Below are 20901 nucleotides of genomic sequence, written 5' to 3' on the forward strand. Positions count from 1 at the left end.
ATAAAAAACGGCCTAATCCATTGATTAGGCCGTTTTTTTGACTTGCTTCTTAATAGACTTTGTCTCCGTTAAAGATTGAATTCTTAACGACAACATAATCAACATTGCGGATTGCTTCCAGCTTGTTTCCACCGGAATATGAAATGGAAGATTGAAGATCTTGTTCCATTTCCCTCAACGTATCTTCCAAGGATCCTTTGTGCTCGACAAACATCTTCTTGCCTTCCACGTTTTTCTTTTCACCTTTTTGGAATTCAGAAGCTGAACCAAAGTATTCCTTAAACGCTTTTCCATCCTTCTCAATCGTTTCCCCAGGGGATTCTTCATGTCCTGCGAATAAGGAACCGATCATGACCATCGAAGCTCCGAATCGAACGGATTTAGCGATATCACCATTCGTGCGGATTCCGCCGTCAGCGATGATTGGCTTGCTTGCAGCTTTTGCACACCAGCGAAGCGCAGCTAATTGCCAGCCGCCCGTTCCAAATCCTGTCTTGATCTTCGTGATGCATACTTTACCAGGTCCAATGCCCACCTTTGTAGCATCGGCACCTGCATGCTCCAGCTCCCTCACTGCTTCAGGAGTTCCCACATTCCCTGCGATGACAAAGCTTTCAGGTAAATGCTTTTTAATATGCTGAATCATCTTGATCACAGCATTCGAGTGTCCGTGTGCAATGTCTATCGTAATGAACTCAGGTACGATGTTATCGGCAGCCAATTGCTCGATGAATCCATATTCTTCTTCTTTGACGCCGACACTGATGGATGCGATTAATTCGCGTGCATGCATATCTTTAATGAATGTTACTCGTTTTTCTGGTTCAAAGCGATGCATGACATAAAAGTAACCGTTTTCAGCCAAGTACGTGGCAATATTTTCATCTATGATCGTTTGCATATTTGCAGGAACGACAGGTAACTTGAATGTATGCTTGCCCAAAGTGACGGATGTATCACACTCAGAACGACTATTTACTACACATTTTGCAGGAATTAATTGAATATCTTCATAATCAAATACGTTTTCCATGGTATGCACCTCTATATACGAATATTTTTATTGTTTAATCTTAAAATTGTTCGCCCAATAGGTAATGTACATCATTTTTGCTAGTAAGTCAAAATTATTAATGGTTTTATTATGAATTTATTTTAGTTAGATCGAAAATCCGTTACAGGATGGGTGCTGAAAAAGACGAATGAACATGATGCTTTGGAACGTTGATTTCCACTCCAGGCAATCGTTTACCGCGGGCGGGAGCGTTTGTCTATAGCCAAAAAAACATATGTATTTTCACCAATTTGTTCGACCTTTACACCTTTACGTTTTTTTACATCATCTTAACGTTGCCGGATATAGCATTAAGTTAAAATGAGAATAGGCAACGAAAAAAGAATGGGGGGTATTGGCATGAAAGTGGAATTACATTGTCATACGAACATTTCAGATGGGTCCAGTTCTTTCGAGGAACTATTGGAGGTGGCAAAAAGGGAGAACATTGGTCACTTGGCAATTACGAATCACGATACAACGATTAGATTGCAAGAGATGATGAAACGGGGAAAGGAACTAGGAATTGAAATCATCCCTGCTATAGAGATTTCTGGTTATGACTTTGCAAGAGGCAGGCGTGTACATATTTTGGGCTATTTTGTTGAGCCTGGTCATAAGGCGCTTGAGGATTTATGTAATCCACTGATAGATAAAAGGAATGCAGCTTCTGAAAAAATGGTGGAACGATTGATTCATGCAGGCTATCGAGTAACGTGGGATCAGGTTTCTAAATTCAGGGGAGGAACGGGTGTTTATAAGCAGCATATTATGCTGGCACTAAAGGAATCGGGGTATACGGATTCCATCTATGGAGATTTGTATAAGAAAATCTTCAGTCGCGGCCAAAGTGGAGAAGAGCCAGGCATTGCCTTTATTCCTATGGAGTATGTGGATGCCAGTCTTGCTGTGAAGGCGATTCGTGCTGCCGGAGGCGTCCCGGTCCTTGCTCATCCAGGACAATACGGGAGCTTCGAAATCATTCCCGATCTTGTTGAAGCAGGTCTTGAAGGGATTGAAGTCCTACACCCTCATCATGGGCATGCAGAAGAGGAAAGAGCGATTTCATGTGCAGATCAATATAATCTCATTAAGACAGGTGGTTCGGATTTCCATGGGGATTATGGGGAGAAGCCGATTCGTCTTGGCAGTATGAGTCCAGGAAGGGAATGTGTGGAAGCTTTGAAATTAAGGAAAAAAAGCATGGCCATTAAATGATGTTCATTAAACCAGGAATTTTGTTGCATTAGTAATTTGTATGACTGAACATGCTGCTGTTTTATTGAAATAAATTCATGGAAGAAGTACTTCCTTTCGTCCTGGTAATTGACCAGGACTTTTTTTTTACAAGAAAATCATAGTAGCTTCATATTTTCTCATTACACTGACAGTAACAAGGAATCGAATATGTAAAGGGGGATTTCTGATGGCGGAAAAAAACTTTTTAGTGGATCATTTGATATCTGAAATTAAGAGTGGAACCTTTCAATCGGATAAAAAGTTACCTTCAGAGCATATACTCGCCGATCAATTTAATGTACCAAGAATGGTTGTCCGGAAGGCATATGAGCAGCTTCAAGATTTAGGCTTTATCTATTCAAAGCAAGGTAAGGGAAGTTATGTCCAGGAAAGCAAGAAGCAAATTCCGTTAATTTTATCCGGAGATATTAGTTTCACCGAGAAAATGAATGAACTTCAATTTTCCTTTCAAACGATTACTATTTTTTGCGAAGAAATTCCTTATGATCAGAAGATTTTTCAAAGTCTCGAGGTGGAAAGTGATGACAAGGTCTTTAAAATTGGCAGGCTTAGGTTAATCGACGATTTCCCGATTGCTCTTCATACATCTTTTGTAGCAAAATCGACATTTCCTGAAATCGAAAGTGACGGTCCTGAAATTACCTCTATGTTTCAGTATTATCGGCAACGTGGTTATGTAGAATTCGGATCAAACAACAGCACGCTGAATGTGATTTTTCCCACTCTATTCGACCGGGATATTTTGCAGTGTTCAAGTTTGATCCCACTTTTGCAAGTGGAATCATTATGCCGTGATAAGCGGAGCAATCAAGTCCTTGAGCACACGGTCATAATCTATCGGAGCGATTGTTTCACATATGTTATATAAAAACGGATATTCACGAGTAAAGCATGAACTTTGAATAGTGTAGTCCCGCTTTAACAAATTCCATACAAAGATTTACTCTTTCTTAACGTACATTCACTTGGCAACAAGATACATTGTAGATGTTAGCTTGAAACTATAACATTTGGAGGCCAATGGAATGAGAAGAAAGGAAAGAACCGAGATTTTGATTCAAGGCTCTGAGGACATTGCGAAGGCATTTGCCAAGGAAATAGCAATGAAATATAAAGTTACGGTCATTCAAAAGCCAGAGAGTGCCCTTGTCTTGCTAAAAACAAGGGAAACGGCAAAAAAGAGCTTGTTTTATCTAGGGGAAATGCTGGTGACAGAATGCACGGTCAAAATCCATGATTCAATCGGGATTGGTATCGTTAAGGGACATCGGGAGGATCTGGCACATAGTTTAGCGATCATTGATGCCGCTTATCAGGCTGATCTTGGTGAAACAAAGTTATGGTCACCAATTTTAGAAAATGAGAAGAAGAATATACAGAAAAATCTACAAGAGCTGAATCGATCAATTTTAAGAACCAAGGTACACTTCGAAACAATGGATGTTCAATAAGGGGGGAAAGCAATGAATTTGGATGTAGTTCATGATATACAAACTGTTTATAGAAAGCTTGTAACGGCGACCTCAAGACCTGGAAATTCAGTGGTTTTGGAGAGGGAAGCCAAGACGTTGGATATTCAAATGGAGTGCTTATCTTCAACGATCCTGCTTGCACGCACTGTACTTGACCCTGAAGTGACTTTTAAGGTCATTTCAAAGGCGGAGGAGGCGGTGTCAAGAATGATTAATCAGCTTACTTATTCAAAGCCTGTCGATTTGGCGGAAGCGGACTTTATCTTCATTTTACAAGATGCCTCCGACGAGCAAATGAAGGAAGCATTAAATATGGCAAAGGTAGGGAATCTGTTGAACCCTCATGAATCGGCAATGATCATTCTAGAAGTACCGGATGTAACAAAAGGGGTCTCCATGATTCTTTCTGGACCAGGAATTCAAGAGGAATCTTTCATAAGCCTCCCAAATGTTTCCGCCTGGCTTGGTGCTAGGAACGAAAAAAACAAAGAATTTCCGTTAGGAATCGATATGTATTTTGTCGATCAACAAGATCGTTTAATAGCTTTACCGAGAACGACCCAAATCAAGGGAAATGGGGGTGAGATTATATGGGATATGTTGCAGTAAAGGGCGGAACAAAGGCGATTGAGGAATCCATCAAACGCTTAAAGTATGAACGGGTGAAAAAAGGGACGGCTATAGAGCTGCCTAAGATAGAAGCTGGGATGAGAGGATTGATTGACCAGGTTATGTCAGAAAGCAGTTTGTATGATCGATCATTGGCTGCACTTGCCATCAAACAGGCAGAAGGCAATCCGGAAGAAGCTGTATTCCTCTTGAGAGCCTATCGATCCACGTTGCCGCGGAAACATGTTTCACGAGTGATCAGTTCTGAACATATGAAAGTGGAACGGCGGATTTCAGCTAGTTTTAAGGATGTACCTGGCGGGCAGATTTTAGGGGCCACGACCGATTATACACATCGGTTACTGGATTCGGAGCTGGAAAATGAATCGGATATAAGCATTCAAGATTGGTTACGTGCTTTTCAAGAGGAGAATCAATCAACAGATTATCAGAACGATAGTGCTGATTTAAACTCTCTGCCTAAAGTTTTGGACTACTTAAGAAGTGAAGGCTTATTAGCTAGCTGTGAAAACGATGATTTGCAGCCTGGGGATGTGACAAGGAAAAGTCTGGAGTTTCCTTCGATGCGAAGTGAACGCCTGCAAATTTTAACAAGAGGACAAACCGGTGCAGTGACATCGCTTGCTTATGCAGTCATCCGTGGATATGGTGCACTGCACCCAACAGTGGGGGAGCTGCGAGTAGGCAAGCTGCCCGTACATCTCGATCACCCGCTGCTGGACGAAGGGCAAGAGGAAGATAGCTATTATATCGGGGACTTCACAGCAACGGAGGCTGAGATGCTGATTCCGCTTACGGTAGAGAAAGAACAAGGCAAAAAAGAAATAGAGTTTGAAGTTGGCTATGGCATGTGCATGGGACAAAATGAAACAAAAGCAATCGCAATGGGCATCTTGGATAATTGCTTGGAAAAACCCAACAAGGAGTTTCCAAGTCACAATGAGGAATTCGTTCTTTATCATATAGATTCAGTGGAATCAACGGGTTTCATCTCCCATTTGAAGATGCCTCATTATGTTACGTTCCAATCCAAGCTTGATAGCATCCGGAAGTCGAAAGATAAGACCACAGAGCAGGAGGTTGGATTGCATGAATAAAACCTATAATTTTGCATTTTTTGATGAAGGATCGAAACGGGAGATTAGGAGGGCAACACTGAAGGCGATTGCCATTCCGGGTTATCAAGTCCCATTCGCTTCAAGGGAAATGCCGATTGGGCGTGGTTGGGGCACAGGCGGCCTGCAGCTGACATTGTCATTGATCGGAAAGGATGACGTCCTTAAGGTGATCGACCAAGGGTCGGATGAATCCGTTAATGCCGTTAACATAAAAAAACTCGTATCTGATACCACTGGGGTAAGGACAACGGATAGCACAAAAGGTGCCTCTTTAATCCAGTCTAGACACAGGGTGCCGGAAGTGCCGCTGCAACGGGACCAGATTTTGATTCTTCAAGTTCCGTTACCGGAACCTTTAAGGAATTTTGAGCCGAGCGAACATGAAACGAAAAAGCTTCATGCTGAGAGAGAGTATAGTGGTGCATGGCTTATGTTATTCGAACAAATTATGAAGTACGGAATAATGGCGACGGATGCAGACCATCCGGTAATGGTTCACGACAGGTATGTCATGGCACCAAGTCCAATCCCAAGATTCGATAATAGCAAGCTGGATAATAATGAAGCGCTCATTCTGTTAGGTGCAGGCAGGGAGAAAAAGGTATACGCAATACCCCCATATACAAATATATCATCTTTGGCATTTGATGATTATGGATTTGAAATCGAGTCCTTTGCGAATCATGCTTGCATTCTCTGCGGTTCCAACGATGTTTTTTTGGATGAACTTGTTGATGAGGAGTCAGGTGAAACGTATTTCCAATGCAATGATACAAGCAATTGCCTTGAAATGGTCAATCAAAAACAATCATTGGGAGTGAAATAGATGTCTGTGCTTGAGGTACCCGTATTATCAGTGAAACAAATGAACAAACAGTACGGAAACGGCTGTTCGACGTGTAAGCAAATGAAATCAGGAAAAGTGACGAAAAACTACTGTCACGAATGCGGGACGGTATATGCCTGCAGAGATTTGACGTTCGATTTGTATCAAGGTGAAGTTCTCGGAATTGTAGGGGAAAGCGGCAGCGGCAAATCCACTTTAATGAAAAGTTTGTATTTTGACGAAGAAGTGACCGATGGAGAACTGTATGTGGCTGGCTTTGAGGATGGAAACAAGAATGTATTCATGGAGTCTGCCCAGAAAAAAAGATACGTTCGAAACCATCTGATGGGGAAGGTTTATCAAAATCCGATTCTCGGCTTGAAAATGGATTTCTCCTCGATAGGCAATATTGCCGAGAAGTTGATTTCAGCCGGGAACAGACATGTTGGCAGCATGGAATCAAGAGGCGCCGAGCTCCTTGAGGCAGTCAATATTCCCGTTCATCGAATGAAGGAAGAACCGAGGAATTTCTCAGGCGGAATGCAGCAACGGGTCCAGATAGCCAAAGCATTGTCCAATAATCCTCCCATACTGCTATTGGATGAGGTCACCACTGGTTTGGATTTATCAGTTCAAGCAAGTGTATTGGACTTAATTAAAGGGCTCCAAAGAGATTTGAATATTAGCATTGTATTGGTATCCCATGATTTGGGCGTAATCCGAATGCTTGCAGACCGTACGCTCGTTATGCTGGAGGGTAAAGTCATCGAGCAAGGTTTAACAGACCAAATACTCGAAGATCCGCAGCATCCTTATACCCAGCAATTAGTACACTCGCTGCTGTAAAAGAAACTAAAGAAAATGGGGGAAGAGACATTGTTGCTGATAAAAAATGGAAAAATAATAACGGAAGACTCAATCCTGATGGACCATGATCTCTTAATTAAGGATGATAGAATTTGCATGATCGCACCTGTGGGAGAAATCGAAAGCAGTCCTGAGATGGAAGTGCTGGACGCTTCGGGTGGATATGTTACACCCGGCTTTATTGATCTCCATTCGGATTATATTGAACATATGACTGCGCCGCGCCCGACTTCCTTAATGAATTTTAATTTGAGCTTAAGAGAAACGGAAAAGGAACTGATTACCCACGGGATCACGACGATGTTCCACTCTCTATCGCTCTATAAATCCACTGAATACGCATATAAGCCAATTCGGGAGCCGGAGAATGTAAGGAAGCTTATTGATTTGATTGATCAAACACATAAGATGAAGCACTTGGTACGTCATCGGTTTCATGCCCGTTATGAAATCGATAATTTGGAAGATATAGATAGTCTAAGAGAATATGTTACGGAAAAGAAAGTGCATCTGGTCTCATTCATGGACCACACTCCAGGGCAAGGGCAATATCGTCATTTAGAGATTTATCGAAACACGTTAAGAGGATATAACGATTATAGTGATGAAGCCATTGATGTGATGATCCGGACTCATCAAGTGAAAGAGAAGCTGACGATTGAAAGAATGAAGGAAATTGCACTGCTAGCAAAAGAAAACAATATTGCCGTTGCCTCTCATGATGATGATTCAATAGAAAAACTTGAATTGGTTCACAGCTTTGGAACAAGTATAAGTGAATTTCCTATCACACTCGAGATTGCCCGTAAGGCCCATGATATGGGGATGTATACCATAGCCGGTGCACCAAATGTGCTTTTGGGAGGTTCCCACAGCGGGAATTTAAGTGCCTCTGAAGCCATACAGGATGGAAGCATAGACATTTTATGCAGTGATTATTACCCTGCAGCCCTTCTGCATTCAATGTTTGAATTAGTCGAAAACCATGGAATGGATCTTGTCGATATGTTTAAGCTAGTTACGTTGAATCCCGCAAAGGCAGTCAAGATGGAGGACGAAATCGGATCGATCCACGAAGGGAAAAAGGCTGACATCCTTATTATTGAAAAAATTTCTGGTGATTTCCCTGTCATAACAACCGTGATTGTAGATGGGAAATTGATTCAAAAAACGAATTACAGGATATAAATTCTAGAAAGCGGGTGGCAAAGTGGAGAACATATTGGAGATCAATGATTTATCCAAGTCGTTTATTTTACATAATCAAAAGAAAAATATCCATGCGGTCAGCAACATTACGATCACAGTGAAAAAAGGCGAATTCATTGGCATTACAGGCAAGAGCGGCAGCGGCAAATCAACGATCCTAAAATCGATTTATGGTACCTATCGGGTTCAAGAAGGAGACATCTGGTATGATTCTTCCCACTATGGTGCAATTAATCTGGCAAAAGCAACAGAAAGGGAAATGGTTTTCCTGCGTAAGCATGAGATAGGCTATGTATCCCAATTTTTAAATGTCATGCCAAGAACGACAGCAAGGCAGCTCGTTACCGGGGCCATCCTTGAAATGGGGCAAACGAGGGAATTGGCCAATATCGAAACAGAAAAAATCCTCGACCACTTTGAAATAGGAAAAGAGCTATGGGACAGTTACCCTGCTACTTTTTCAGGAGGAGAGAAGTTAAGGCTAAATATAGCGAGAGCAATGGTGAAAAGGCCGCGGCTCCTCCTGTTGGATGAACCGACAGCAAGTTTGGACCACGATTCTAAAGTGAAGGTGAAAACCCTGCTGGAACAGCTAATGAACGAAGGAACGACCATGCTGGGCATCTTTCATGACTTGGAGTTCATGAACCGGTTAGTAACGAAAGAATATAGCATGCAGAATGGATGTTTTACTCAAGCTATTCAAAAAATTTAACGATGAATTCACATAAATTTTACCGAATATTCAGCTCCCTTAACGGCAGGTTAGCATTGTACCGGTATTGTTATATGGGAAGTGACTGAAATGAGAAAAGATCTTTTAAATTGGAGGGGAGATTTAACGTGAAAAAATCGATGATGTCTCTATTGATGTTAGTTAGTTTACTGGTGTTTACAGGCTGTTCTTCTAGTAGTTCAACAGGTGCAAGTGAAGATGATACATTAACCATAGCATGGCTGCCAAACGAATCCGGGGAAGATTTAGGGGAAGCCCGCGATGAGATCGGGAAAATCTTGGAAGATGCGACAGGGAAGAAAGTCGAACATAAGACCACTACGGATTATAACATTGCAATCGAGGCAATTGCTAATGGAAACGCAGATTTAGCATTCCTGGGAGCACAAGGATATATTGAAGCAAACAATAAAAACGATAGTGTTCAACCTCTGGTTGTTCCAAGCGGTGAATCAGGTACGTTGGATGATGCAGTTTATAATAGCTGGCTGGCTGTTCAAAATGCGGATGACTATAAAATTAACGGCGAATACAAAATAGACGGTATCCAAGGGAAAAAGTTCTCTTTCGTTTCAAATAGCTCTACATCCGGCTTCAAAGTTCCTTCCACAGGAATCGTAGATTATTTCTCGCAGCAAGATAAGTTCAAGGGTGTAAAGGCCGAGGATTTATTGGAAGGCGGCAAAGATAAATTCTTCAGTGAAGTGCTTTATGGAGGTTCACACCAAGGATCGGCTGTAAATCTTTTAACCGGGAAAGCGGAAGTGGCAGCTTTTTGTGATACATGTGTCAAAAATTATGTGGAGCTGGCTGATGGGGAAGAGAATAAAGCTGGTGCCGTGTATAAGGTAAAGAAGGATGCAGCTGAACCCTTTAACACCGTTGTGGATAAATCATTCTCACTCATTTCAGTGACTCCTGTTTTGAATGCACCTTTCGTGGTTAACTCCGAATTAGTCAGTGAGGAAACTCGTGAAAAAATCCTTGAAACGTTGATGTCTGATGAAATCGCAAATAACGAGAAAGTTTTTGTACCAGAAGACTCCAAGTTAACAGGTCTATTTAAACGGGTGAGCGGAAAAGAAAGATTGGTAGAAGTTGAGGATGACTGGTTCAATCCAATTCGGGAATTATCTAAATAAAGGCAGTAAAATGTAGGGGGATCATACATGAAAACATTATTGGAAGTGAAAAATGTCTCAAAACAGTTTGGGAATGGAACAAAGGCGTTATCCAATATTGACTTCACTGTGAAAGAAGGAGAATTCGTTTCGATCATAGGGCCATCTGGAGCAGGGAAATCGACTCTTCTTCGATGCATCAATAGGATGATCGATGCGACTAGCGGAGAAATCATTTTTGATAATGATCATGTATACAAGGTGAATAAAAGGGAGTTAAAGAAAGTACGCAGAAAAATAGGGATGGTTTTTCAACATTACAATCTTGTAAATAGACTAAGTGTAATTGAAAATGCCCTGCATGGACGATTAGGCTATAAATCTACTCTGGCTGGAATCCTTGGCCTTTATAGTGAAGAGGAGAAGCTTCAGGCTGCTAAAGTTCTCCAAATCCTCGGTCTGGAAGATCAAATCTATAAAAGGTCCGATCAGTTGAGCGGAGGTCAGAAACAGCGGGTTGGCATTGCGCGGGCGCTTATCCAAAATCCTAAATTGCTGTTGTGCGATGAACCGATTGCCTCTCTTGACCCGAATTCATCCAAAGTGATCATGGATCATTTAAGGAACATCTGCTCTTCCATGGGAATTACAGTAGTAGTCAACCTGCATCAAGTCGATGTTGCCCTGAAATATTCGGATCGAATCATCGGTGTGAATGGTGGGAAGGTGGTTTTCAATGGCACAACTCAAAATATAACCTCAAATGATATCCATCAGATTTATGGATCGGATGAAGGAAAGTTGATTTTTGATTTGGGAGGTTCCCATGCCGGCTGATGTTTTTGCAAAAAAGAGAAGAAATTCACTACTATTGTTTTTGCTTATTGGGGCTGCGACGGCTGTTTCCATCATCATTACGGAATTCAGCATCGCAAAAGGGGTTTCCTCGGTTCCTAAGGCCATACAATGGTCGTTATCGAATTTTTATCCAACAAAGGATTCCCTTATCAAGTTGCCAGACATCTTAATAAAGCTGAAAGAAACACTTTTGATATCCGTTGCAGCTACCACAATCGCGGGAATATTGGCCTTTGCATTTGCGATATTGGGTTCCAATACGACAAGGGTGAATGGGTTTTTCGGAGGTTTTAGCCGGGGGATAGCCGTTTTATTTAGAAATATTGATGTTTCAATTTGGGCGTTAGTTCTGTTATTTTCTTTTGGACAAAGTTCATTGACCGGTTATTTTGCCTTGTTTTTCGGATCTTTCGGTTTTTTAACAAGAGCTTTTATTGAAACGATCGATGAAGTGAGCAGCAGTTCCGTAGAAGCTTTGCAGACAACCGGCGCAAGTTATCTAACCGTCATTTCGCAGTCTGTCATACCTTCAACCATTCCGCAAATGATCAGCTGGGTGCTGTTCATGATTGAAACGAATATCAGGAATGCAACTTTGGTCGGGCTGCTTACAGGGTCGGGGATTGGTTTTACGTTTAATCTTTATTATAAAAACTTGAGTTATGACATTGCCAGTCTTGTCGTCATTACGATCATCATATCGATAATATCCATTGAATTGATTTCAAATTATGTGAGGAGGGTGATCTTATAATGCAGGCAGAGGGTCCAATCAAACCATTTCCTGCTCCCGCTGGACAGGATTTGGACAACATGCTACTTGAACGGCTATCGAAAAAGCCCTTCTCGAAATCTTCAATCGCGATTCGGATGAGTATGCTGGTGCTTGCAGTTTTGACTATTTATGCATTTTCCAGTTTTGATTATAAAGATGTTAAATTGTGGGATGCGCTAATATTGACCATCGACAATTTGAAGACCATGTTTTTTGAGCCGCATCTGAAGCACTTTACCTTTACACAAGCGCTTTATCAAGTATCGATTACTTTAGGTTTAGCTTTCTTGACGACAATATTTGGCGCAATCATTGCGCTGATGTTGGGACTTTTAGCGGCTGGAAATATCTCTTCCAAGCCATTATCGGTTATCATAAAGGGGTTGGTTGCTTTGATCAGAGCCGTTCCTACCGTGTTATGGGTTCTCATTTTTGCAGTCGCAGCCGGGTTGGGCAGTGTAGCGGCAGTTATAGGAATGACGTTTCACTCCATAAGTTACCTGGTAAAGGCCTACTCGGAATCCTTCGAGGAAATTGATAAAGGTGCTATAGAAGCCCTGCAAGCAAGCGGAGCGAATTGGTGGCAGATCGTGTTCCAAGTCATCATTCCATCTTCAATCACTTATATCATTTCGTGGACTTTCATGCGCTTTGAAATCAATTTTGCAGTGGCTGTCGCAATGGGCGCAGCGGCAGGCGCAGGAGGAATCGGCTTCGATATGTTCATGGCAAGTGGATTTTATTTTGACTTGAGTGAAATTGGTGCAATCACCTATTTTATCCTGATCATTGCCATTTGTCTTGAAATCTTCGCAACACAAATCAAAAGGAAACTGAAAGAAGCATCTTGATATGCATGAAAGAAGACCACAATATGAAGTGGTCTCTTTATTTGTTGTAAAACGATGTAAGTGCTTTCATCGGCTGATTGCTAATGGAATCATTGAAAGGCTTATATAAGGGCGGACTTTATTTCTTGAATCTGTTTGATATGCCTTTGTTCATGTAAAGACAATAACTCGATCCATTGATCCAACGACAGGTCCCCGAACAGGGGATGCTTCGCTTTCTTTTTATCTAGCCTCGTATCAGCATCCATTTCATAAAGAACTTGAAATAACCGATCCCTGGATTCTGCCAGTAAATCCATGATGTTCGATAATGGAAACGGACTGGAGGAGGGAGAAAGGCTATCAGGGGAAGCGAATTTTTTTGTTCGATCGGATACTAAGTAAATGTTTTTTTGAATGATATTAGTAAAATCCCTTTCCCGGATGCCATGGGCTATCACATCTGTAAAGACATGTTCCGTCAGATACAGGTGATGGCAAATTTGGGCGATGCTCCATACGTCAGGAGCTGGCCGATGGTCCAACGTTTTATCATCCAATTCCGAAATTTCGCCAATTAATTGATTTCTTGACTCGAATAATAGATCATACTCGATAAAATCCATGTGAACCCCCTATTGTGACACCCTTCAAAGAGTAGCATCACGACTTTTTGATATAGATGTTTGGTAGGCTATATAGAAAAAAGGGATGGACTGATCATTCACGATAAACCTGAGTTGGTCGTTACGTTCGGGAACCTATAAAAATACCATTTTTGTGGATTCGGTACCATAGGGGAGTGACATCAACCGTTCAGGACGAATCCATTTGAGCAGGATGTTAAGGTTTCAGAAAAGCGGAATTGTACTGTTGTGAAGTCAGGTATGCTTCGGGCTGTGGTTTGAATACCCTTTCTTCCTATTCAGATATGTTAGCTTTATGAATGTAATGCCAGCTTTTTTTATTAAGTTTATCATAAAATCATTGTTTTGTTTCACTTCAGGCATCAAATCCTTCGGGGCGCTTCCAGATATAGTGGAAAAAGGAGCGCCGGCATATTTAATCATGCGCCCATGCAAACCGTCGTATACCTGCTTGCAACGATTCACACATATTAGGATACGGGCGTACTGGCAAAGGGGGGTGCTAGCAGTCTACTTGTAGGATTTTGTTTTATGTTGTTTCGTTTCTTGTCATGTCAATCCGAGCAAGAACATATACTGAAGCAAACTAAAGATTAAATCGGAATAATTATGATTTGCGAGGTGTTGTACATGCTATTGAAACGATACACGGGCAATATGCTGTTATTGATTCTCTTATTTTTGCTGCTAACATTCTTCTTTTTAGGCGACGTGTTTATTCCAAACGCCATTGATTTCTCCCGATACCCGCAGCTTCATTCCGTGCTTGTCGTATTTTTGGGGTTGTTTTTAGAGTCGATTCCATTCCTGTTCCTCGGTGCGATTGCCTCTTCGTTCATCCAGTTGTACATTAGTGAAGAAATTATTCAGCGGATGATACCAAAAGGCCCCGTGACGGCCATTTTCGCTGCGATAGGTGCGGCCCTGATCATACCGGTGTGCGAATGTGCAATCATCCCGGTCGTAAGGAAATTGATTCAAAAGGGCGTTCCGGTCCACGCAGGCGTTGTCCTGCTTGTAACCGCCCCGATATTGAACGTCATCGTCTTCGGCTCGACCTATTATGCGTTCCAAAATGATCCCTCCATATTATACGGAAGAATCATACTCTGTGTCCTGACGGCCGTTATCGTCGGATTATTCATTTATATCTTCAGCAGGAAAGATGTCGTCAAGGAGGAAAAGCTGGAAGCAGTTCATGAGCATCATGTACACGATTTTCCGCCGAGTAAATGGACAAGCTTCATTGAACATACTTCTCAGGAATTTTTCATGGTCGGCAGATACTTTATCATCGGAGCGTTGTTTGCCAGTATTTTTCAAGTACTCATGGATCGGGCCATCCTGGCCGAAATCGGACAGGCCCCGATAAAAGGGACTGCGTTGATGATGGGGATTGCCTTTGTCCTCTCACTTTGTTCATCAGCAGATGCCTTCGTGGCCGCTTCCTTTTCCCATAGCTTCCTGCCTGGCTCCATCCTCGGCTTCCTTGTCTTTGGTCCGATGCTGGATTTGAAAAATGTCCTGATCATGATGGCGTGTTTTAAAAGAAGCTTCGTCTTCACTTATGTTTTGCTTGTTTTTGCAGTCGTCTTCAGCTTATGCCTCATCGCAGGCGGATTGATCAGTAAGGGGGGGCTTTGATGAAACGTTTTTTCATCCAAAAACTTGAAGGGCTGCTGCTGCTTGGATTAGGTTTGATGATTTTTAAGTTGTATGTGTCGGGTCACTTAACGAAATTGATCGCCCCCAAAATGATTCCATATGCATTGACCGCGCTTTTTGCTTTTTTCGTGATCAGCCTTCTCAGGCTGAAAAAACAAAAGCAGGGCAGAAATCATTGTGATTGCCATTCAATTCGAGAGTCCTCGGCATCCGTTTTGGCCTTGAAATATAGTTTGTTTTTCATCCCGATATTTCTCGGCTTTATCTTGACGGATTTTACATTAAGCGGGGAGGTGCTGGCAAAAAGGGGGATGGCCCAGCAGCAAGCACAGAAGCAAAGCTCGTATGATACAGGAAAGCACGTGAATCTGGAGAACATTACGGTCACGGATGAAAATTATTTTGAAGTGCTTGATGAGCTATTGAATAACCTCGATACGATCAAAGGGAAGGAAATTGAACTTTCGGGGTTTGTATACCGCGAGGATCAATTCACAAAAAAACAAGTGGCCATCTCCCGCCTCTCCATGTCATGCTGTGTGGTCGATGCGACCTTGTATGGCTATATGCTCAACGGAAATGTTAAAGGAATGAAGACGAATGATTGGTACACCATTACCGGCACATTAAAAAAAGGAAGCTATAAAGGTGAAGCCGTTCCGGTAATCGATTTAAAGGATGCGAAGAAAATAAAGCCACCGAAAGAAACGTATCTTTATGAAAATGTGCAAATCATTCAATAATGGAAAACCCGGCAAAGAGATGCTTTGCCGGGTTTTCCATTATGTTGACAGGCATTATCTTGCTTGAACGAAGACTCCCTTTTCATGTGAGAAGGCCTTGAAGCCATATATGCCATGATAAGAACCAATCCCGCTCGTATTCACTCCGCCGAATGGCAGATTGTAATCGGTGAAATGAACGACAACGTCATTGACGGAAGCGTTACCGGAAGTCGTGTGATTCAGGACTTCATCAATGACCTCTTGATTTGAACTGAAAACATATAAAGCCAGAGGCTTATCGCGTTCGTTAATGGAATCAATGACTTCACCCAGCTCTTCATAGGTTAGCAACGGCAGGATGGGTGCAAAGATTTCCTCTTGCATGATCTTCATATCATGAGTGACATTCTTCAACACCGTCGGGGAGATGGTGCGGTCGCTTAGGTCGAACTGGCCGCCAAAGACGACTTCAGCACCTTGTTCGATCGCATCATCAAATAAGGCCTTGACCCGATTGAAATTCCGCTCGTTGACGATTTGCGTGAATTTATTCCTGTCGGCCGTCCCATCTTCCATTAGAAATCCAGCTTGAACGATGGCTTGCAAATGGTCCGTGAATTCCGCTTGCTTGTCTGCTTTAATGAATATATAATCTGGCGCCACACAAGTTTGACCGGCATTGATGAATTTGCCGACGGCAATTTTTTTCGCGGCATCCAGCAAATCATACCCTTCATCGATAATGGTCGGGCTTTTTCCGCCAAGCTCAAGGGTCACGGATGCTAAATGCTTCGCGGCTGCAGTCATGACGATTTTGCCGACATTCGTGCTGCCAGTAAAGAAGATATGGTCAAATGGCTGTTCAAGAAGCTCTGTCGCTACATCAACATCACCCTCAAAGATTGCCACTTCTTTTTCATCGAAAGCCTCCCGAATGATTTTCGCTGCGATGTTGCTCGTTTTCATCGTGAAATCTGAAAGCTTGATGATGGCGCAGTTACCGGCTGCGATCGCTGCAGCAAGCGGGGCCATCGTAAGCATGAAGGGATAATTCCAAGGTCCAAGCACTAAACATGTACCTTTCGATTCATACATTAAGTATCCTTTTGCATCAGGGCTCAAGGAAGATCCCACCTCAATAGGTGCCATCCACTCATCTAGATTGTTTATATTATCTTGGATCGATTTGATCGTTCCAAGGATTTCCGCCCTCTTTACCTCATGATGGGGCTTGCGGACATCTTGGCGCACCGCCTCGATGATCTCCTCCTCATGGGCAACAACGACCTCCAAAAACCGGTTCAGTTTCGCTTTCCTTTGTTCTGCGGTAGTTGAACGCAACACTTTTTGGTATTTTTTTTGCAATTGGAATACTCGATGTATCTCATTTTTCGTTTCAATATCCATGTCGCTTTTTGTCCCCCTTAAAGTGAAATTTGCTTTATTCATCTCTCGAAATTATTATAGTTTTTAAGATAGCCTAAATAAAGACAGAGACAAGCGAAGTGTACGTTATCGTATAAATGCCTAGAAACTGTCCGATATTTTAACATGCCTGGAGGTGCTTTTGTGTCATATGATCATAATAGTGTTGCCAATGAACCAACACCTTCAAAGATTAAGGAAGCATTGCTTAAGCTCCTTATAGAAAAGGACATCCGCCATTTAACCAGCAAGGAAATAGCCGGGCTGGCAAACGTCAGCAGGAGTACCTTGTACTTTTACTATGAAGATAAATTCGATATTTTCGAGGAAATAGTCCAGGAACAAAAGGAAGGTTTACAGAGAGCGATCTTCGATTCCTTGAATGGCTTGGATCAAATCAACCTTCAAGAAATGAAATTGAAGGTCCTTCCTTCCTTATCATATGTAGCCAAGCATATCCCATTCTTTTTGAACATGATGGACCGGAATAAAATGCCCTATGTCAATTTTCATGCGTTTTTCTTTGATGTATTCAATAGGGAAATCATGCTGACCCCGATGAAGGAAAACGTCTCGGAAACCTTAAAGGACATGTATGTGCATTACCGGGCCCTCTATACTTATGCCATCATCCTTTTCTGGTTTAAAGAAGGAATGAAACTCTCCCCAGAGGAAATCAGCCAGCAATATTGGGATTTGGTCAGCCAGAAAAGATATTATTGGATGTTTGGTGCTACCGTTTTGCCAGATGAAAAGGAAGACCGCATCGATCGGCGTATAATCAGGACGAGACAAGCGCTACAGGAAGCGATGGTCCAATCGATCATTGAAAAAAAAGACTATTCCGCTGTGACGATATCGGATATCACGCGCAGAAGTGATGTGCGCCGAGCAACCTTTTATGACCATTATTCCAGTAAAGATGACTTACTCAAAGCGATTACCCATAAATTCTGTGCTGATATGATTGCGATTTTAACGATTGAAGGAAGTATGGAGAATGTGACCATAACGCAATCGGAAGATATTCTCACTCGATTGTTTGCTTATCTTTCGGAACATACCTCCATCGTCCATTTCATAAGCGGAAATTACGGGATACCCGATCCAATCCCTGAAATCCTAAATACCTTGAGCAGCTTTTATTTGAAGCAGCAAATAGACATACATGCAGGCAAGCAAATGTATGCGTACTATGTATCCGGTCTATTAGTGGGCCTTATCTTATACAGATTACAAGAAGGAAAGGAATACACCCCGCAGTTCCTAGCCGAGGAATTCATTCAGTTCCTTGATCTGAAGAAATATAAAATTAATTTGCTTTAAATGGAATCACCAGCTGATTCATTGTTTAGCTGAGCCCGTGCGTCTTCGACGTAGGGCTTTTTCGGTCTCCAGGTGAAATAATCAAAGTTATGATTCCGCAAAGAAGTAATGAGATTCCGAGCCACGATAGGGGAGACAAGCTTTCGCCGACAAGGAAAACACCTAGAAGAGCGGCTGTCAGCGGTTCTGCGAGTGACAGGGAAACCGCTGTCGATGAAGGCACGGATAATAGTCCTTTGTTAAAAAATAAATAAGCTACCGCTGTAGCAAGAAGACCGAGGTGAAGGCTTACGGCAAGCCCGTTTGGTGTGACGATCCAGCTAATATCCAGGACGAATAAAGCGGGTGCCAATAACAGGGCGCTAAAGCCGAAGATGACAGCGGCAGTCGCTTCAGGAGGTTGTTGCTTCAAGATCCTTTTACTGACCAGTGTATATACCGTAAAGGAAGCTCCAGCACCAATTGCAAGTAATACGCCAACAGGATCGATGGTATCCGAACCTTGATGGGAAAAGAGCAGGAAGCATCCGGTTATCGACAAACCTGTGGCCATCCACCAGCTTGATGTGGGGCTTTTTTTACTGAATAACCACTCAAGGAATCCAGCGATGATCGGGGCGCTGCTTAGAGTCATGATGGTGCCGATGGCGATTCCTGTCAGGCTTACAGCCATAAAGAAGAGTGGCTGGTAGCAGGCCATGCCTAAAGTTGCTAGGATGGTTTCTTTTATGGGCCAATTGTATCGTGTTAATTTTTTTTGCCAGATTGCAATTAGAAATAATGCGGCACCTCCAATTGCCAAACGGACGGCTCCAATTGCAACGGGATTGGCATTGGCTGGGGCGAATGATTGGGCAGTGCCTGTCGTTCCCCACAGCATGGCACCAAGTATGACGAGTAAAAATGGATATCTATCCTTCATTGAAGCCCTCCTTTTTAAAGATTTACTATTCAGAATATATGGTTGGGGCGGTTAAGTCAAAGGGGGTCATTTGTTCTAAGAGAACGTTCCATAGTATAATGGATGTACTATGGAACAGTGGGGTAAAGGGGGATCAGCATGTCTACAGGTAATCGCAACAATCAAATTGGACCGCCGCGGTTTGCCATCGCCATCCACTCTCTGGTTTGGCTCGCACAAAGCGAAAAGCTCCTTACAAGCTCGGCGATCGCCTTAAAGGTGAATTCACATGCCACCTTCTTAAGAAAGGTGATGGCTCAGCTAGCATCTGCGGGAATCGTCGAAACTAAGGAAGGCCGTGATGGCGGATATAGCTTGAAGGTGCCTGCAACACAACTTACTTTGGCCGATGTGTATCAAACGGTACGGCCGGAATGCCCAGTGTGTATGGAGACGAGCGAATGCGGTGAAGTCGTGAAGCAGCTGGATACGGCTTTGGAGGAAATCATGAATGAAGCAGAAAAGGAAACATTGCGCCTATTAGGGGGCTATACATTAGCAGAATTCATGAAGAAAATCGATTTCACCCATTTTGAAAAAGAGTGTCTAGGGTAATATCCTTGCCAGAGGGTACCCTAAAATATATAATGTGCTTAAAGTGATTGCATTTAAATTTTTAGGAGGTATATACATGAAGGTAGAAATTTGGTCGGATTATCAATGTCCGTTTTGTTATATAGGGAAGCGTCGATTCGAAGAGGCTTTGAAGCAATTTGAAAATAAAGAACAAGTGGAGGTAGCGTTCCGCAGCTTTGAGCTGAATCCTGAGGCAGATAGGGACATCAATATGACGCAACAGGAAATGCTCATGAAGAAATATGGCATGTCGAAAGCCGATGTGGAAGCAAGCAGCCAAAACCTGACGCAACAAGCAAAAGAATTGGGACTTGATTATCACTTGGATAACATCGTTTTGACGAATTCATTCGATGCCCACCGCTTGATGTACCTTGCCCAATCTAAAGGTAAAGAGAATGAAATGAACGAGCGCCTGTTTACAGCATACTTTACGGAAGGCAAGCATATTGGCGATCATGCGACGTTGGCTAATTTAGCCGAAGAAGCTGGTCTTGATAAGTCTGAAGCTGAAGAGATTCTCTCAGGGACGGCATTCACGGCTGAAGTAAGGGGCGATGAGCAGGAAGGAAGCCAGCTCGGAATAACCGGTGTTCCCTTCTTTGTCATCAACCGCAAATATGGCATCTCCGGGGCTCAGCCAATCGAAGCTTTCCTCGATACGCTGAAAAAGGTATGGGCCGAGGAAAACCCGCTGCAAATGGTGAATGATCCGGCAACAGGTGAAGCTTGTGCGGACGGTTCTTGTAACGTACCGGAAAAATAAATCTTTAAAAGTAAAAGGGCTGCACCCAAGTTGATTTTATCATCTTGGATGCGG

At 42.6% G+C, this 20901-nt stretch carries 22 protein-coding genes; 18 read left to right on the plus strand and 4 right to left on the minus strand.

All coding sequences use genetic code 11. From position 1 onward, the window contains the following. Positions 1 to 49: 49 nt before the first annotated feature. Complete coding sequence (gene guaC / locus ASU00_RS09520; protein ID WP_057913214.1) at positions 50 to 1033, minus strand: GMP reductase; 984 nt, start codon at positions 1031 to 1033, stop codon at positions 50 to 52. A 381-nt stretch (positions 1034 to 1414) separates the two neighbouring features. Here guaC and ASU00_RS09525 point away from each other — a divergent pair, with 381 nt between their 5' ends. The 13 genes from ASU00_RS09525 (at position 1415) to ASU00_RS09585 (ending at position 12777) form a co-directional block, all read left to right on the plus strand. Then, entirely contained in the window at positions 1415 to 2272 is an 858-nt protein-coding gene (locus ASU00_RS09525; protein ID WP_057913215.1) for a PHP domain-containing protein, read from the plus strand. A gap of 208 nt (positions 2273 to 2480) precedes the next feature. Further along, positions 2481 to 3182 (plus strand): GntR family transcriptional regulator, encoded by a 702-nt coding sequence (locus ASU00_RS09530; protein ID WP_057913216.1) that lies wholly within the window; start codon positions 2481 to 2483, stop codon positions 3180 to 3182. 157 nt (positions 3183 to 3339) lie between these two features. Next, positions 3340 to 3765, plus strand: a complete 426-nt coding sequence (gene phnG, locus ASU00_RS09535; RefSeq protein ID WP_057913217.1) for a phosphonate C-P lyase system protein PhnG — start codon at positions 3340 to 3342, stop codon at positions 3763 to 3765. Between the two features lie 12 nt (positions 3766 to 3777). Next, a complete protein-coding gene (gene phnH, locus ASU00_RS09540; protein ID WP_057913218.1) occupies positions 3778 to 4395 on the plus strand; it encodes a phosphonate C-P lyase system protein PhnH in 618 nt (205 codons plus the stop codon). Then, positions 4377 to 5513, plus strand: a complete 1137-nt coding sequence (locus tag ASU00_RS09545; RefSeq protein ID WP_057913219.1) for a carbon-phosphorus lyase complex subunit PhnI — start codon at positions 4377 to 4379, stop codon at positions 5511 to 5513. The genes phnH and ASU00_RS09545 overlap by 19 nt, the downstream gene beginning before the upstream one ends. Beyond that, a complete protein-coding gene (locus tag ASU00_RS09550; protein WP_057913220.1) occupies positions 5506 to 6360 on the plus strand; it encodes an alpha-D-ribose 1-methylphosphonate 5-phosphate C-P-lyase PhnJ in 855 nt (284 codons plus the stop codon). The genes ASU00_RS09545 and ASU00_RS09550 overlap by 8 nt, the downstream gene beginning before the upstream one ends. Beyond that, positions 6361 to 7206, plus strand: a complete 846-nt coding sequence (locus tag ASU00_RS09555) for an ATP-binding cassette domain-containing protein (protein ID WP_057913221.1) — start codon at positions 6361 to 6363, stop codon at positions 7204 to 7206. Between the two features lie 30 nt (positions 7207 to 7236). After that, positions 7237 to 8415 carry a phosphonate metabolism protein PhnM gene (gene phnM, locus ASU00_RS09560; RefSeq protein WP_057913222.1) on the plus strand — a complete coding sequence of 393 codons (1179 nt, stop codon included), beginning with the start codon at positions 7237 to 7239 and terminating at the stop codon, positions 8413 to 8415. Positions 8416 to 8437: 22 nt separating this feature from the next. Next, positions 8438 to 9151 (plus strand): phosphonate C-P lyase system protein PhnL, encoded by a 714-nt coding sequence (locus ASU00_RS09565; protein WP_057913223.1) that lies wholly within the window; start codon positions 8438 to 8440, stop codon positions 9149 to 9151. Between the two features lie 128 nt (positions 9152 to 9279). After that, positions 9280 to 10314, plus strand: coding sequence for a phosphate/phosphite/phosphonate ABC transporter substrate-binding protein (gene phnD, locus ASU00_RS09570; RefSeq protein WP_057913224.1), 1035 nt, complete (start codon positions 9280 to 9282; stop codon positions 10312 to 10314). A 27-nt stretch (positions 10315 to 10341) separates the two neighbouring features. Further along, the gene (phnC, locus tag ASU00_RS09575; RefSeq protein WP_057913225.1) at positions 10342 to 11130 is read left to right on the plus strand and encodes a phosphonate ABC transporter ATP-binding protein; all 789 of its coding nucleotides are present in this window, start codon (positions 10342 to 10344) and stop codon (positions 11128 to 11130) included. Next, positions 11120 to 11905 carry a PhnE/PtxC family ABC transporter permease gene (locus tag ASU00_RS09580; RefSeq protein ID WP_057913226.1) on the plus strand — a complete coding sequence of 262 codons (786 nt, stop codon included), beginning with the start codon at positions 11120 to 11122 and terminating at the stop codon, positions 11903 to 11905. The genes phnC and ASU00_RS09580 overlap by 11 nt, the downstream gene beginning before the upstream one ends. A 59-nt stretch (positions 11906 to 11964) precedes the next feature. After that, on the plus strand, positions 11965 to 12777 hold the full coding sequence (locus ASU00_RS09585; protein ID WP_152983729.1) for a PhnE/PtxC family ABC transporter permease: 813 nt from the start codon (positions 11965 to 11967) through the stop codon (positions 12775 to 12777). A gap of 101 nt (positions 12778 to 12878) precedes the next feature. Here ASU00_RS09585 and ASU00_RS09590 read toward each other — a convergent pair whose 3' ends face one another. Further along, on the minus strand, positions 12879 to 13382 hold the full coding sequence (locus ASU00_RS09590; RefSeq protein ID WP_057913228.1) for a DinB family protein: 504 nt from the start codon (positions 13380 to 13382) through the stop codon (positions 12879 to 12881). 651 nt (positions 13383 to 14033) lie between these two features. Here ASU00_RS09590 and ASU00_RS09600 point away from each other — a divergent pair. Together ASU00_RS09600 and ASU00_RS09605 are read left to right on the plus strand one after the other, a co-directional pair. Beyond that, on the plus strand, positions 14034 to 15047 hold the full coding sequence (locus ASU00_RS09600; RefSeq protein ID WP_057913230.1) for a permease: 1014 nt from the start codon (positions 14034 to 14036) through the stop codon (positions 15045 to 15047). Further along, a complete protein-coding gene (locus tag ASU00_RS09605; protein ID WP_057913231.1) occupies positions 15047 to 15811 on the plus strand; it encodes a TIGR03943 family putative permease subunit in 765 nt (254 codons plus the stop codon). The genes ASU00_RS09600 and ASU00_RS09605 overlap by 1 nt, the downstream gene beginning before the upstream one ends. A 54-nt stretch (positions 15812 to 15865) precedes the next feature. On the opposite strand, the gene ASU00_RS09610 is transcribed toward ASU00_RS09605, so the two are convergent. After that, complete coding sequence (locus ASU00_RS09610) at positions 15866 to 17200, minus strand: aldehyde dehydrogenase family protein (protein ID WP_057913232.1); 1335 nt, start codon at positions 17198 to 17200, stop codon at positions 15866 to 15868. Between the two features lie 162 nt (positions 17201 to 17362). Here ASU00_RS09610 and ASU00_RS09615 point away from each other — a divergent pair, with 162 nt between their 5' ends. Further along, positions 17363 to 18544 (plus strand): TetR/AcrR family transcriptional regulator, encoded by a 1182-nt coding sequence (locus ASU00_RS09615; protein ID WP_236712678.1) that lies wholly within the window; start codon positions 17363 to 17365, stop codon positions 18542 to 18544. Positions 18545 to 18569: 25 nt separating this feature from the next. On the opposite strand, the gene ASU00_RS09620 is transcribed toward ASU00_RS09615, so the two are convergent. Next, positions 18570 to 19466 carry an EamA family transporter gene (locus ASU00_RS09620; protein ID WP_057913234.1) on the minus strand — a complete coding sequence of 299 codons (897 nt, stop codon included), beginning with the start codon at positions 19464 to 19466 and terminating at the stop codon, positions 18570 to 18572. A gap of 138 nt (positions 19467 to 19604) precedes the next feature. Between ASU00_RS09620 and ASU00_RS09625 the strand changes: the two genes are divergently transcribed. Together ASU00_RS09625 and ASU00_RS09630 are read left to right on the plus strand one after the other, a co-directional pair. Next, positions 19605 to 20060 (plus strand): RrF2 family transcriptional regulator, encoded by a 456-nt coding sequence (locus tag ASU00_RS09625; RefSeq protein ID WP_057913235.1) that lies wholly within the window; start codon positions 19605 to 19607, stop codon positions 20058 to 20060. A 76-nt stretch (positions 20061 to 20136) separates the two neighbouring features. Then, positions 20137 to 20847, plus strand: coding sequence for a DsbA family oxidoreductase (locus ASU00_RS09630; RefSeq protein WP_057913236.1), 711 nt, complete (start codon positions 20137 to 20139; stop codon positions 20845 to 20847). The last annotated feature ends 54 nt before the right edge of the window (positions 20848 to 20901 follow it).

The sequence above is a fragment of the Peribacillus muralis genome (genome assembly GCF_001439925.1).
Classification (GTDB): Bacteria; Bacillota; Bacilli; order Bacillales; family DSM-1321; genus Peribacillus; species Peribacillus muralis.